Source organism: Cellulomonas sp. URHE0023, from assembly GCF_000688475.1.
GTDB lineage: Bacteria > Actinomycetota > Actinomycetes > Actinomycetales > Cellulomonadaceae > Cellulomonas.
In genome coordinates this window covers 1-15,131 of record NZ_JIAN01000009.1, presented here as the reverse complement: position 1 = coordinate 15,131, position 15,131 = coordinate 1, and the positions used below count along the sequence as shown (strand labels likewise).

Here is a 15,131-nt window from a genome sequence, read left to right as displayed (position 1 = left end):
CCATCAGTACGTCACGTCCTGCGACCGGCGACGGATCGTCGTCACCTCGTCGCGCTGGTTGCCCGTGGGGCCCAGGTAGTTGAAGGCGAAGGACAGCTGCGCGTACCCGCCGACGAGGTGCGACGGCTTGAGCAGCACCCGGGTCAGGGAGTTGTGGATCCCACCGCGCAGACCGGAGGTCTCCGACCGGGGGACATCCACCGTGCGGTCCTTCGCGTGGTACATGAACACCGTGCCCTGCGGCATCCGGTGGCTCACGATCGCGCGCGCCACGACGACGCCGTTGCGGTTGTAGGCCTCGATCCACTCGTTGTCCCGGACCCCGATGGTCTCGGCGTCCTGAGGGGACATCCAGATCGTCGGGCCGCCGCGCGAGAGCGAGAGCATGAACAGGTTGTCCTGGTACTCGGAGTGGATGGACCACTTCGAGTGGGGCGTCAGGTAGCGCACCGTGACCTCGGCGTGGCCCTCGGAGCCGGGGGCGCCCGACGGCACGGTCGAGCCGGGGGTGCGGTCGCCGAAGAGCCGCCCCAGGTCGAGCGGTGGTCGGTAGACCGGCAGGTTCTCGCCGAGCTCGCTCATCCAGTCGTGGTCGAGGAAGAAGTGCTGCCGGCCCGTGAGGGTGTGCCACGGCTTGAGCTGCTCGACGTTGATCGCGAACGCGGTGTACCGGCGCCCGCCGTGCTCCGAGCCTGACCACTCCGGCGACGTGATGACCGGCACAGGTCGCGCCTGCACGTCGGGGAACGTGATGCGCTTGCCCTCGTGCTCGCGGGCCAGCCAGGCGAGCTCGGTCCCCGTCTGCCTCTCGACGTTCTCGAACCCCTGGACCGCGAGCCGCCCGTTCGTGGTGCCCGACAGCGCGAGGATCGTCTCGCAGACGTGCTGCGCCGTCGCCAGGCGCGGGCGTCCGGCAGCGGGGCCGTCGGGGACGACGCCGTTGAGGCGGCCGAGCTCGGCGACCTCCTGGTCGGGCATGAACTGCACGCCCTTGGTCACCATGCCCGCCTTCGCGGTGAGCGGGCCGAGGGACGTGAGCCGGTCGGCGAGCGTGGTGTAGTCCCGTTCGACGACGACGAGCTTCGGCATCGTGACGCCCGGGATCAGGTCCTCGACCGCGGTGACCGTGCCGTGCGGCGTGCTCATCTCGTCGGGGGTGTCGTGCATGAGCGGCACCGCGACCAGGTCCTCGCGCGCGCCGAGGTGCCCGACGGACAGCTTCGAGACGGCCTTGGCGAGCGTGACGAAGATGTCGAAGTCCGTGCGGGTCTGCCACGGCGGCGCGATGGCCGGGTTGAACGAGTGCACGAAGGGGTGCATGTCCGTGGTCGAGAGGTCGTGCTTCTCGTACCAGGTGGCCGCGGGCAGGACGACGTCGGAGAACAGGGTGGTCGACGTCATGCGGAAGTCGCTGGTGACGAGCAGGTCGAGCTTGCCGCGTGGGGCCTCCTCGTGCCAGACCATCGACTCGGGACGTCGGTCTGGTCCGGACTCCTCGGCCATGACGGCCGCGTCGGTGCCCAGCAGGTGCTTCAGGAAGTACTCGTTGCCCTTGCCCGACGAACCGAGGATGTTGGCGCGCCAGACCGTCAGCACCCGCGGGAAGTTCACCGGGTCGTCGGGGTCCTCGACGGCGAACTTCAGCCGTCCCTCGCGGAGCTCGTCGACGACGTGCGCCGCCGGGTCCTTGCCTGCCGCACGAGCCTCGTCGACCAGCTCGAGGGGGTTGCGGTTGAACGTCGGGTAGCTCGGCATCCAGCCGCGCTTCGCGGACTCCACCAGGCAGTCCGCCGTGGTCCGGCCAGCGAACAGACCCTCGGCGAGGGGGGACGCGAGCGCGTCGGCAGGCAGCCCGTCGTAACGCCACTGGTCCGTGGCCAGGTACCAGAACGCCGTGCCGATCATCTGCCGCGGCGGCCGCACCCAGTCGAGCCCGAACGCGTACTGCGCCCACCCCGTCACGGGGCGGCACTTCTCCTGGCCGACGTAGTGCGCCCAGCCGCCGCCGTTCACGCCCTGGCAGCCGGTCATGGTGACCAGCGCGAGGAACGTGCGGTAGATCGTGTCGGAATGGAACCAGTGGTTGGTGCCCGCGCCCATGAGGATCATCGAACGACCGCCCGACACCTCGGCGTTCTCGGCGAACTCCCGACCGATCCGCTCGGCAGCCGCGGCGGGGACGCCGGTGATCTCCTCCTGCCAGGCGGGTGTGCCCGGGGTGCTCGGGTCGTCGTAGCCCGTCGGCCACGTGCCGGGCAGGCCGTCCCGGCCGACGCCGTACTGCGCGAGCAGCAGGTCGAACACCGTCGTGACGAGGGCGTCGCCGATGCGCCGCACGGGCACGCCTCGCCGCACGACGCCCGCACCGCCGGTGTGCTCACTGCCCGCGACATCGAAGCGGGGCAGGTCGACGCCGACCGACGACCCGTCGTGCGACTCGAGGTCGCCGATCGACATGACCGGGTTGATCGTTCCGAGGTCAAGGTTCCACGACCCGGCCTTCTCGGGGTCGAACCGGTGCCCGAGCGAGCCGTTGGGCACCCGCGGCGACCCGTCGGCATCCATGACGACGGTCATGAACGCGGCGTCCCGGCCGTGAGTGTCCCGCAGGGTGCCGTCGGCACCGGCGACCGGCCCGTCGAGCGCGTCGGCGGTGAGGAACTTGTCGGGGACCCACGCGTCGCCGCGCTGCTTGAGCGTGATCAGGTGCGTCGCATCGGTGTACGCCGACATGTACTGCGCGAACCGCTCGGTGCGCCGCTCGACCAGGAACTCCCGCAGGATCACGTGGCCCATCGCGAGCGCGAGCGCGCCGTCGGTGCCCGGGTGGGGTGCGAGCCACTCGTCGGCGAACTTCGTGTTGTCCGCGTAGTCGGGGGAGACGGTCACCACCTTTTGCCCGCGGTAGCGCGCCTCGGTCATGAAGTGCGCGTCGGGCGTGCGCGTCACCGGCACGTTCGAGCCCCACATCATGAGGTAGCTCGCGTTCCACCAGTCCGCCGACTCGGGGACGTCGGTCTGGTCGCCGAACACCTGCGGGGACGCGACCGGCAGGTCCGCGTACCAGTCGTAGAACGAGAGCATCGTGCCGCCGAGCATCGAGACGAACCGTGCACCCGAGCCGTGCGACACCATCGACATGGCGGGGATCGGCGAGAAGCCCGCGACCCGGTCCGGTCCGTACGTCTTGATCGTGTGGACGTGCGCCGCCGCGACGATCTCCGAGGCCTCGTCCCAGGTGGCCCGGACGAGGCCGCCCTTGCCACGTGCGGACTTGTACGAGCGTGCCGTCTCGGGGTCACCGGTGACCTCGGCCCAGGCGAGCACCGGGTCACCCGTGCGCTGCTTGGCCGCGCGGTACGCCTTCAGGAGCGCACCCCGGACGTAGGGGTAGCGGACCCGGGTGGGCGAGTAGGTGTACCAGGAGAACGCGGCACCGCGCGGGCAGCCGCGGGGTTCGTACTCAGGGGAGTCCGGGCCGACCGAGGGGTAGTCGGTCTGCTGGGTCTCCCACGTGATGATGCCGTCCTTGACGTACACCTTCCACGAGCACGACCCCGTGCAGTTCACGCCGTGCGTCGATCGGACCACCTTGTCGTGCGACCAGCGGTCCCGGTAGAACGCGTCGCCGGAGCGGCCACCCTCGAGGAACAGCGTGCGCAGGTCGGGGGAGACGGTCCCGGGGCGCAGCTTGGAACCGAGCCGCAGCAGCGCGTCGACGGCGGGGTTGTCCGTACCAGGTGTGTTCACCGAGGACTCCTTGAGCAGATCAGCACGGGCGAGGTGCACCCGGGCGGGCGTACTGGCGCCACACGAGCAGCGTGCAGAGGGCGAAGTACACGGCGGCGCCGATGAAGAACGCCTGCGGGGCGACGAGCGAGAGGCCGATGCCGACGAGGAACGGACCGAACGCCGCGATCGCCGACGTGAACCCGATGACCCCGCCCGCACGCCGGCGGTCGAAGATCATGGGCATCTGCTTGAACGTGCCGGCGTTGCCGATGCCGGCGAACGTGAAGATCGCGAGCATCCCGCCGAGGAACAGGCCGAACGTGCTGGTGTCCTGGGGGTCGAGGAAGAACGCCGTGAACACCGTCGCGATCGTCATGCCGACCCCCGCGACGAACGACCAGATCGCACCGCCGAACTTGTCGCACAGCGGACCCCAGGCGGCGCGCGTGATCGAGCCGAGGAGCGGCCCGAGGAAGACGTACTTCAGCGGGTCCGGAGCACCCTCCATGCCGGCGTACATGTTCTTGATGAGCAGCCCGAGCTGCGCCGCGAAGCCGGAGAAGGCGCCGAACGTCATGACGTAGACCGCGGTCATGTACCAGGTGTGCTTCTCGTTGAAGATGTCGAGCTGCTCGCGGAAGTTCGCCTGCACGGGCACCCGACGGAGCCAGATCGCTGCCATGACGGCACCCAGGACGACCCACGGGATGAGGACCAGACCGGCGTTGTGCAGCCAGATCGTCGACCCGTCGGACTTCTGCTGCGGGGTGAGCGCGGCGGTGCCGAGCAGGCCGAAGCCCACCACCCACGGGACCAGGAGCTGGATCAGGCTGACACCGAAGTTGCCGATCCCCGCCTGCAGCCCGAGCGCGGTGCCGGCCATGCGCCGCGGGAAGAAGTAGCTGGTCGACGGCATGAACCCGGCGAACGCGCCACCCCCGATGCCGGACGCAGCCGCGAGCAGCAGGAGCATCGCGTAGGGGGTGCCCGGGTCGCGGACGGCCAGGACCCAGCCGACCATCGGCAGCAGCAGGAGCGTCGCCGAGCCACCGACGAGGGTGCGCGTACCGAGCACGGGGGGAAGGAACATGTAGATCAGCCGGCAGGTGCCGGCGGCGAGCCCCGGGATCGCGACGAGCCAGTAGAGCTGTCCCTTGGACAGGTCGTACCCGATGTCGTTGAGGCGGGGAGCCACGGCGCTGACCAAGTACCAGACCGCGAAGGCGAGCGTCAGGTTGTAGGTCGTGATCCACAACGTGCGCCATGCCAGGCGCTTGTCCCACGTTTCCTCGTTCTCCGGGTCCCAGCGGGACAGGTCCGGACGGCGAACGGCGAGGGCGGACATGTGAACCTCCCGCAGAGTGCTGGTCGTCGGCCCGTCATCGGGCCTGGGCCGAGCATCGCCGCGCGGGGGCGTGCGGGGTGGGAAAAAACACCGTGGAAAACCCGTTCAGGTCACGCGGCCGGTGGATCGTCGCGACTCTCCCGCGTCAGCTGCAGGACGCAGTGCTCCGGCCCGACGAACGGCAGGAGCCGCCGGGCGCCGACCGGACCGGGCACGCTGTCGAGCACACCCTGCGCGAGCCCGAGGTGCACGTGGCAGACGACCTCAGGCCGTGCCCGGGCCAGGTCCTCGAACGGGCAGTGGTACAGGTGGAACGCCAGCTGCGACCGTTCGAGCTCCGGGTCGAACCCGAGTCGGTCGAGATGCGCCTCGAGGGCGTCGATCTGCCGGTCCGCGGAGGTTCCGACGAGAGCAGGACGGGGAGGCGGGCACAGCTTCGGGTCGTCCGCCAGTGCGTGGCCGGCGGCCTCTGCCGCGTCCGTCGTCGAGGCGACCGGACGCCCGTAGCCTTCGAGCAGCACCCGCGTCAGGGCGACGCGCGCGATCGACTCCTCGATGCGGCGCCGGGCCTGCGGGTCGGCCTTGATGTCCTCGGCCGAGACGAGCCGGTAGACCATCCGTGGGCGCCCCCGCACGGTGCGGTGCTCGGGCTTGCGCAGCGCGAACCCGTCCGCCACGAGCCGCTGCAGGTGCTCGCGTGTCGTGTTCTCGTGGAGGCCCGTCGCGACGGCGAGCTCGCTGATCGTGTGCTCTGAGCCGTCCTGCAGCAGCGCCAGCAGGTCCACGCGGCTGTTGGAGGCGAGGGTCCGCGCCGCGGCGGTGCGGCGGATGGCCATGCGTCGAGGCTAGCCGAGCGCCCTCGGCGGCCGCCCGGGACTTCCGGCCCTGTTCGCGCGGCTGGGGGCTGCATCACGCTGCTGCCGTGGAAATGCGCGCAGTCGCCGTGAAAAAGCAGTCGCGGCCGCCCGCGCGCCTTGTCCTCCTGCTGCCGGCGGGCCTCGCGCTGCTGGCGGGCCTCGACTCGGCTCTGACCCTGCTCGGACTGCCCGCCCCGGTTCGGTTCGACAGGTTGCCCGACGTGCACGGCCAGCTCATGGTGCTGGGGTTCGTGGGCACGCTCGTCGCGCTCGAGCGCGCGGTCGCCGTGGGCCGTCACTGGGCGTACGCGTCACCCGTCCTGCTCGGTGCGGGCGCCGTCGCGCTCCTGAGCCCGGCGCCGCTCGCCGTGGGACGCGCGCTCCAGCTCGGCGGCGCCGTCGCGCTGCTCGCGCTCTACGTCCCGCTGTGGCGACGACAGCCGGCCCGGGCGGTCGCCGTGCAGGCTGCCGGAGCGTTCGCGGCGGTCGGGACGGCACTGCTCGCGTGTGCGGCCGTCCCGATCCCCGTCCTCGCGCCCTGGCTGGTCGTCTTCCTCGTGCTCACCGTCGCCGGCGAGCGCCTCGAGCTCATGCGCATCGCCGCCCCACCCCCGGCCGTGGAGGTCACGCTCCTCGGGACGGCGCTCGCCCTGCTGTCGGGCGCGGCCGCTGCGCTCCTGTCGCCCCGGCTCGGCGGGGGCGTGCTCGGTTCCGCGCTCCTGACGCTGGCGCTCCTGCTCTTCCGGCACGACGTCGCGCGCCGGACCGTCCGTGGTGAAGGGCAGCGACGGTTCATGGCGGCAGCGATGCTCGCCGGGTTCGGCTGGCTGGCCGTCGCCGGCGGCATCTGGCTCGCTGCCGGGACGGTGACCGCAGGTCCGGGGTACGACGCCGTGCTGCACGCCGTGTTCCTCGGGTTCGTGATCTCGATGGTCATGGCACACGCGCCCGTGATCCTCCCGGCGGTGATCCGGCGTCCGTTGCCGTACCGGCCGCTCATGTACGCCCCGCTCCTCCTGCTGCACGGGTCGCTGGCGCTGCGTCTGCTCGTCGGCGACGCGTGGGGTGTCGGGTGGGCCGTACAGGTGGGCGGCGTCGCGAACATCGTCGCCGTGCTGGGGTTCCTCGGCATCGCAGTCGGGAGCATCGTCGTCTCACGTTCGTCCACGGTGCGCCGGTCGGCGCCCGTCGATGCCGCGCCCCGCGCCGCCGTCTCGGTGCCGGTCCCGTGACGCGCGCCGGCTGGCACGTGCGAGCCAACGCCCTGTCTGTCGCCTGGATGGCTGCTGCTGTCGCGCTCTCGCTCGGCCACCGGGCGGTCCCGGCGGCGCCGTGGCTGCTCGTCCACCTGCTCCTTCTCGGTGCGGCTGGCAGCGCGATCCTCGTCTGGAGCCAGCACTTCGCCGACACCCTGCTGCGTCGACCGGCCCCCGGGGGACGTCCCGGCCACACGGCACGCCTCGTGGCGCACACCGTCGGGACCCTGGCGGTCGTGGTCGGTGTGGCGGTCACGGTGCCGGCGGCCATCGTCGCCGGTGCCGTGCTGGTCGCGGGGTCCGCGCTCGCCCAGGTCGCGGTGATGGTCGTCCAGAGCCGGTCCGCACTGCCGTCGCGGTTCGGGCACGCCGTTCGGTACTACGTCGCAGCCGGAGTGCTGCTGCCGGTCGGGGTCGGTCTCGGCGTCGCGATGGCCGAGGGGCACGCGTCGCAGGATCTGCACGGGCGTCTGTACGTCGGCCACGTCACGCTTCTTCTGCTGGGCTGGGTCGGTCTGACGGTGCTCGGCACGCTCCTGGTGCTCTGGCCCACCGTGCTGCACGCCCGGATCGAACCGGCCCACGAGCGGGCCGGTCGTCGTGCGCTTCCCGTGGTGCTCGGCGGGCTCGGGCTCGTCGCTGCCGGGACGCTCACGTCCTGGCAGCCCCTGGTCGCTGCGGGTGCCCTGACGGTGGCCGCCGGCACCGCGGTGATCGCGCACGCCATGGTCATGCAGGCCCGGTCCAGCGGCCCGCGCACCTACGCCGCGTGGAGCCTCGCATCGTCCGTCGGGTGGTTCCTCACCAGCACGCTCGCGCTCGGCGCCATCGTCGCTGGAGCGCCGAGGTGGGGAGTCGTCCCGGACCGCCTGGGCGTCCTCGTGGCCCCGTTCGTCGTCGGGTTCGTGGGGCAGGTGCTCGTCGGTTCGCTGTCCTACCTCGTGCCTGTCGTGCTCGGCGGTGGCCCGGCGATGTCGCGTCGGACGGCGGCTGAGCTCGACCGTGGCGCCGTCGTGCGTGTGGTGCTGGTCAACGCAGGGTTGGCGGTGTTCGTCGCACCGGTCCCCAGCGCCGTCCGGGTCCTCTCGTCCTTCGTCGTGCTCGGCGCACTGACGTCGTTCCTCGTGCTCGTGACGCGCGCCGTGCTGGTGTGGCGGCGTGCGACACCGGCCACGCCGGAGGTGCAGGTTCCCGTGCGAGCGCGGAGCGGCGCCGCGGTCGTCGCCGTCGGCTGCCTCGTTCTCGCGGTCGCGCTGGGCGTTGCGCTCGACCCGCCTGCGGCAGGCATCGGCACGGTCGCGTCGGCCGACGGCGACACGGTTGCGACGGGTCGGACGACCACTGTGTCGGTCGAGGCCGTCACCATGCGGTTCAGCCCTTCGGTGGTGACTGTGCCCGCCGGGGACCGGCTCGTGATCGAGGTGACGAACACCGACGACGACGTGCACGAGCTCGCGATCGAGACGGGAGCGACCACCGGTCGGCTTGCACCCGGTGAGCAGGGTTCCGTGGATGTCGGGGTCGTCGGTGTGCCGCTCGACGGCTGGTGCCCGGTGGCGGGGCACCGCCTGATGGGGATGACGCTGCGGATCGAGGTCGAAGGGACCGCGCAGACCGCCTCGACGGGGACGGCCGGGGACGAGCCGGCGACGCCCGCCGACGCGGCGGGGATGGGAGGGCACGCGGACCACGCCGCCTCGTCGGACGAGCCGAAGCAGAGCGCTGCCGACGCGCTCGACCTCATGGCCGCACCGGACGCGGGATTCGTCGCGCACGACGCGACGCCGCCCCCGTCGTCCACCGTGACGACCACGCATCGCACGACCCTGACCGTCCGCGAGGTCGAGCGCGAGGTCGCTCCTGGCGTCACGCAACGCCTGTGGACGTTCGACGGCCAGGCGCCCGGGCCGGTGCTCCGCGGCTCCGTCGGCGACCGGTTCGAGATCACGCTGGTCAACGACGGCTCGATCGGCCACTCGATCGACTTCCACGCGGGCGCCCTCGCACCCGACGACGTCATGCGGACCATCCAGCCCGGTGCGTCCCTGACGTACACGTTCACCGCGACGCGCAGCGGCATCTGGATGTACCACTGCTCGACCATGCCGATGGCGCTGCACATCGCGAACGGCATGTTCGGGGCCGTCATCATCGACCCACCGGGCCTGCCCGCCGTCGACCGTGAGTACGTCCTCGTGCAGTCCGAGCTCTACCTGGGCGCGCAGGGTGGTATGGCCGATGACGCGAAGGTGGCCGCGAGCACCCCGGATCTCGTGGTGTTCAACGGCTTCGCGAACCAGTACCGCGACCGTCCGCTGCAGGCCGTGGCCGGCGAACGCGTGCGCCTGTGGGTGCTCGACGCCGGACCGAACAAGCCGAGCAGCTTCCACGTGGTGGGCGCGCAGTTCGACACGACCTACCGGGAGGGGGACTGGTTGCTGCGGGACGGCGGGTCCACCGGAACGGGCGGCGCGCAGGTGCTGTCGCTCGGCCCCGCGGAGGGCGGCTTCGTCGAGCTCACCTTCCCCGAGGCGGGGACCTACCCGTTCGTCACGCACGTCATGAGCGACGCCCACTCCGGCGCCACCGGCCGGTTCGTGGTGACAGGTCCTTAGGTCAGCTCGCGCGGGAAGACGATCACGTCGACCAGGGCACCGTTGCGCCAGACGGTGATCTCGATGCGGCGGTCGATCGCGTCCTCGACCATGAGCTTCTGCACCGCCGTCGTCGTGACGACGCGGTTGCCATCCAGCTCCACCACCATGTCACCCCGGTGCAGGCCGGCGAGGGCGGCCGGGGAACCGGGCGAGACGCCGGCGACCATGAGCCCCGTCGGTGACCCGAGGCGTTCGGCGAGGTGCGGCGGCAAGGGCGCCTGGGTTCCGGCGATGCCGAGCCACGCGCGTCGGACCCGGCCGCGGGTCATGAGCGTCGTGACGATCTCGCGTGTTGTCGCGTTGATCGGCACGGCCAGCCCGACGCCGATCCCCGCGACGGCGGTGTTCACGCCGACCATCCGGCCCGCGCTGTCGGCCAGCACACCGCCGCTGTTGCCGGGGTTGAGCGCGGCGTCCGTCTGGACCACCTCGTCGATCACGCGTCCCGACCCGGTGGGCAGCGACCGCCCGAGCGCGGAGACGATGCCCGCCGTGACGCTCCCCGCCAGGCCGAGCGGGTTGCCCAGAGCGATGACGAGCTGACCGACGCGCAGCGCCGCCGCGTCGCCGAAGGGGACGGGTGGGGGTGTGTCACCGCGGGCGTGCAGCACGGCGAGGTCCGAGAGCGGGTCGCGGCCGACCACGTCCGCGCGCACGGTCGTGCCGTCGGTGAAGGACGCCTCGGCGGTGCTCGCGCCGACGACGACGTGCGCACTGGTGAGCAGGAATCCGTCGGTCGTGATCACGCTTGCGCTCCCGGCTCCACCGCCCTGCGCCGTCCGGACGCTCAGGCTCGCGACGCTCGGCAGCACCTTCTCCGCCACGGAGACCACCGCTCGGGAGTAGGCGTCGAGCGCCTCGTCGTCCGTCATGGCACCTACAGCGGTGCCGGCGTCAAGGTTATGCCTGTGTTCGCTGCCGGCGTGCTTCTGATCGACCGAGGCCCTTCGTGAGGGCACTTCCGCTATTTCTCAGCGAACGGGTCCGGGGCTGAGTACTGGTCGAGGGCGGACTTGTTGCGCACCGGTCCGTACGGAATCAACTTCAGTCCGTTCTTAATACCCTGGTACGCCTCGGGTTTCGCCGTGTACAGCGGCGCCTCGTAAAGAATCGCCGTTGCTGCGCAGATCAGCTCGGTGCGATCGATCTGCGAATTTCGTGTAATTGGAGGCCGCAGTGCGTCCGCGAGGTGTGTATACATCCGCAGCACGTAGTGATCGATAGGGACGGGGACCGAGAGGTCCCAGCTCGCGTAGTGCACCGTGTCCGGTTCCTGCGGCTCATCGCCCGCGGGAGCGCTGACCGTCAGGGCAACCTCCATCGCAACCGCCGCGCTGAGGAAGATCACGTCGTCGTGACGGAACTTGGCCGGGTCAAGGCCGGCCAGCAGGACGGAGGTGTCGACCGTGACTATGCGGACGGCGGAGAGCTCGATCGGGTCGCGGATCACGGGGTAGTTACCGGGCACGTATGAGCCGCGATCGATCTGGAGCAGCCCGTTCGAGGTGCGCCGGGTCGACATGACCTCGGCCCACACGGCCCTCATCTTGGTGGGCCGCGTCAAGTACTGACTGGATCGGGCCCATACCACGCCGGCGATGGTGCCGGAAAGGTCCATCACGGTGAATGTGTCACCGACTGTCGTGTCATTCGGGTGAATGTCCGACAGATCCGGCACTTGCCGCAGATCGGAAACCGTGGCATTGCGTGCCGGCGGCGATTGATCCACGGATGCGAGCGGGCGCGGAACGCCGGCCCGCAGGTACTCCTGCGGCGACGGGAGAGTGTCGGGGACCCGGACAAACTTCATGCTCCGAACCCTACCAGCGCGCAAATTGAGTGGTACGTTCCGTGACTTAAAGTCGGCTCGCCTCAGTCATAGGACAGGACGAACTGTGAGCACATCGGTCGCTACTCTTCGGCAGGCACTCGCCGTCGCGTTCGTCGTCGTCGTCGCCCTGGCGGTTTCGATGGTTGCCCCGCCAGGAGCCGCAGCAGCGGTCCAAAAGCCCATCTTCTCGCAGGTCACCGGTCGCTCGCCGGCGACGACAGGTACTGCTGCGGCCAGCGTCCCGGCTTCTCCGGTCACGCCCGCAACCGCCTACTGCTCGCCCGAACCGGAGCTCGACAACAGCCGTGCAACGCGGTGCATCAATGGCTCATTGCTGCGCTCGCGCGGTTTCAACTATTGCCTGTACGCGACGTTTCCGCCGAAGCCAGCGGTTCCGCTGACGTATGGTGTCCCGCCGAAGCTGGGTGTGTATCTGCCCAATGAGTGCCAGGGGCGTAACTCGGACAAGGACTACATCGAGTCAATTGCTCAGGCCAGGCTTGTTCAGACTATGAACCTTCTCTTGGCGGCCGGAAACCCCGGTCTCGGCGTCTCGACGACGGCGACGAGATCCGCACTCGAGAACCAGGCGGCCGGCGTCGTCTCCTCTCGAATCCAGTGGGAGGTCAGTCTGACTCCGCTCAGGCTTGCCACCATGACCGGACTTACCGGGGATTCGCTCAGAAACGCGATCCTCGACAACCTTGCCGAGGAGACCACACAGGAGCAGAAGGACTCGGTCACCGTCGGCTTCCGCCCGGACATCGTCGTCGCGGGTAGGTTCTCCCAGGCTCCGGGCACCAACCCGATGGACGTCATCGAGTTGAAGAAGGACACCAACGGGACGGTCGCAGAGGCGAAGTTCCAGGTGGACACCTATGTGGCCGCCATGAAAGCTGCGGGCTGGGGTGGCGCGAAAGCGGCCAACGTCTCGTGGTACACCGACGAATTTCGCGTCGTCGAGAAGTGCGAGAAGAAGGCTGACGCGAAGATCTCCCGGCCAGTGTTCGAGACCTGGGCATCGAAGGCCGCGGCGGGAATGCCGGGAGTCGTGCTCGTCTCAAAGAAGTCCCGGGAGGAGTGCAAGGACGACGAGGAGCGGAAGCGCTACGGCACGAATGAGGTGGTCGAGTCGATCCCCGGCGTCGTCGAGGTGCCCCTCACGGTGCCCTACCAGACGAACCCGTACCCACCGGAGCCACCGGAGCAGTCGAACGCCGAGGAGGAGTACGCCGTCGATTGGGAGGCGGTCGCGAAGGTAGCGGCCGGTACCGCTGCGGCGGCTACGGCGGCGGTGGTCGCCAAGTACGTCTACGACAAGGTCCGCGGGAAGCTGCTCGTGAGAGCTGCCGAGCAAATCACGAAGAGCGCGGCGAACGCGGCGGCCAGGGCAGTAATCATGAAGGGGGTGGAGAAGGCTGCGTTCGAAGGAACGAGGGATGCTCTGTGTCTCGGGCCGGTCAACGCCGCAACCCACGGCTACGGCTCGGGCTCGGTCTCGCCGGCGGCTCTGGCGTGCACTAGGGCGACGGGGATGCTCGAGCTGCTCGCGATCCTCAGCGAGATCGATCAGGTGTTCACGGCTGACCAGCTTCGCGCGATGGGCCTGACCGAGGAGGAGATCCAGGTCTGGATGGGCGGCGCGGCGAGTCCCGCGATGGTGCGTGCCGATCCGCGGCTCGTGACGCTCGACGGACTCAACTACGACTTCCACGGCGTCGGCGAATACCGGTTGCTCCAGCACGACGTGAGTGGCCTCGAGATTCAGATGCGAACGGTCGCTGCCACGGCTGACATGTCGAGCGTCGGCTCCCTCGCTGTACAGACGGGCGACAGGCTCGTTGAGTTCGACGCACTCGGCTCCGTGGCCGTGGATGGTCGCGCGGTCGCCCTGCCCGAAGGGGGTCTGCTCTACGTCGGTGACGGCGCTCTGATCACCCGCATGGGCGGCGAGCTGCAACTACTCACCGCGTTTGACGACGACGGCGACCAGGCCCTGATCGGTTGGACGCCGCGCCCCGGGGCTCGTGGCGACTTCCGGCTGAGCCTGCCGTCCACATGGGCCGGTCAGGTCAACGGCATGCTGGGTGATTACGACGGGAACCCACACAACGACCTGGTGTCGGCGAGCGGCGTCGACGTTACGGATGGTCTGAAGTTTGGGGTCTCGGATTCGCTGTTCCTCCAGCGTCTGTACGGGACGTTCGGTGACTCGTGGCGCGTCACGGACAGCAACTCGCTGTTCACCTATCCGGTCGGCAAGTCGGCCGTGGACTACGTCGACAGGTCCTACCCGCGCGGTGTCACGTCACTGAGCGACCTGTCTGAAGCGGCCTTCTCCCAGGCGGCCGCTATCTGCACCGCCGCCGGCATCCAGCCAGGGCTCGGGTTCGACGACTGCCTGCTCGACGTGGGCCTCTCCGGAGATCCGTCGTTCGCGACGAGCCTCGCGAGCACCGACACCTTCGGGGTCGGTCTTGGGGATGCGTCGATCGGAGCCGATCCGCTGTCCGTGAAGTTCACCGGCGAGATCCCGCCGAACTTCTTCCCAGCTAAGATCCGGACGCTCGCCGTCGGCCGAAACTACGCCGGTCCGTTCACCGGGGCCAACGACTACCCCTTCTACCTGACCGAGCTGCCGGGTCACAAGGCGTTCAACGTCACCGCGAGGTTCGTCACCCCCGGTCTGAGCTTCTCGGCATCGAACGTGGAGATCGTCGTGGACGGCACCGCCGTCCAGGGCACGCTCGTCCCCGGCTCGTCGACGACCGTGACGCTCCCGGACTCGTCCATGGTGTCCGTGGGCGACGTGAGCTTCGTCGTACCGCACTCCAAGCGAGACCTGAACGCCCTGTTCCGCCTCAAGGGCGGCGCGACGGTTGCGTGGTTCGGGGTCGAGAAGGTCGACATGGACCTGACGCGGGTTCCGTTCGAACGCTTCGACATCCAGCTGCACGACGACTCCGAGTTTCACCCGGCCACCGGCCTGCCCGTCAACAGCGGCGCCGGTGTGCTCGAGGCTGTCGGCTCGTCCGACCGCTACTGCTTCGATCTGCCGGCGAACTCGTCGCTCGCGATCGACGGGACACAGTTCCGCTACTCGCTCGCCTGGAGTCTGATCTCCACGACGAGTGCGTTCGCCACACGAACAGGCAAGGCGACGTACGGGATCCAGAGTGGGCTGAGCGGGAACGCGTGCCTCGATGTGTACGTCGACGGCTCGGCCACTCCAAGCGCCTGGCGCTACGACCTCGGTCTGGCGATCGTTCCCGCGCCACAAACCTTCGCCCTCGACCTGCCGGTCTCCGGCGCTCCCGTCGTCGTGTCCAACGGTGTTCCGGCTGATGGGGCCGGGAACCTGGAGACCAAGGCATCGGTGGATGAGTACTCGTTCACGGTGCCGGCCGGTGGGTCGCGGGTGATTGCGGATCTGTCGGGGGCGAGTACCTGGTA

The 15,131-nt window shown here is 69.8% G+C and carries 8 protein-coding genes; 3 read left to right on the top strand and 5 right to left on the bottom strand.

Going from position 1 to position 15,131, the window contains the following annotated elements; translation table 11 throughout:
* Positions 1-3: 3 nt before the first annotated feature.
* The 3 genes from N553_RS0116990 to N553_RS24445 form a co-directional block, all read right to left on the bottom strand.
* Positions 4-3,750, bottom strand: a complete 3,747-nt coding sequence (locus N553_RS0116990; protein WP_028047529.1) for a nitrate reductase subunit alpha — start codon at positions 3,748-3,750, stop codon at positions 4-6.
* Positions 3,751-3,769: 19 nt separating this feature from the next.
* Positions 3,770-5,077, bottom strand: coding sequence for an MFS transporter (locus tag N553_RS0116985; RefSeq protein WP_028047528.1), 1,308 nt, complete (start codon positions 5,075-5,077; stop codon positions 3,770-3,772).
* 110 nt (positions 5,078-5,187) lie between these two features.
* Complete coding sequence (locus tag N553_RS24445) at positions 5,188-5,913, bottom strand: metalloregulator ArsR/SmtB family transcription factor (protein ID WP_051640298.1); 726 nt, start codon at positions 5,911-5,913, stop codon at positions 5,188-5,190.
* Between the two features lie 92 nt (positions 5,914-6,005).
* On the opposite strand from N553_RS24445, the gene N553_RS0116975 reads away from it, so the two are divergent.
* A complete protein-coding gene (locus tag N553_RS0116975; protein ID WP_051640297.1) occupies positions 6,006-7,166 on the top strand; it encodes a hypothetical protein in 1,161 nt (386 codons plus the stop codon).
* Positions 7,163-9,805 carry a multicopper oxidase domain-containing protein gene (locus N553_RS0116970; protein WP_028047526.1) on the top strand — a complete coding sequence of 881 codons (2,643 nt, stop codon included), beginning with the start codon at positions 7,163-7,165 and terminating at the stop codon, positions 9,803-9,805. The genes N553_RS0116975 and N553_RS0116970 overlap by 4 nt, the downstream gene beginning before the upstream one ends.
* Here the strand turns inward: N553_RS0116970 and N553_RS0116965 are convergent.
* Both N553_RS0116965 and N553_RS0116960 read right to left on the bottom strand, forming a co-directional pair.
* Positions 9,802-10,719, bottom strand: coding sequence for a S1C family serine protease (locus N553_RS0116965; protein ID WP_028047525.1), 918 nt, complete (start codon positions 10,717-10,719; stop codon positions 9,802-9,804). The genes N553_RS0116970 and N553_RS0116965 overlap by 4 nt on opposite strands.
* Before the next feature lie 92 nt (positions 10,720-10,811).
* The gene (locus N553_RS0116960) at positions 10,812-11,657 is read right to left on the bottom strand and encodes a hypothetical protein (RefSeq protein WP_156043881.1); all 846 of its coding nucleotides are present in this window, start codon (positions 11,655-11,657) and stop codon (positions 10,812-10,814) included.
* Positions 11,658-11,742: 85 nt separating this feature from the next.
* On the opposite strand from N553_RS0116960, the gene N553_RS23290 reads away from it, so the two are divergent.
* Positions 11,743-15,131 (top strand): VWD domain-containing protein (locus tag N553_RS23290; protein WP_197030113.1); only part of this gene is annotated, 3,389 nt, incomplete at its 3' end.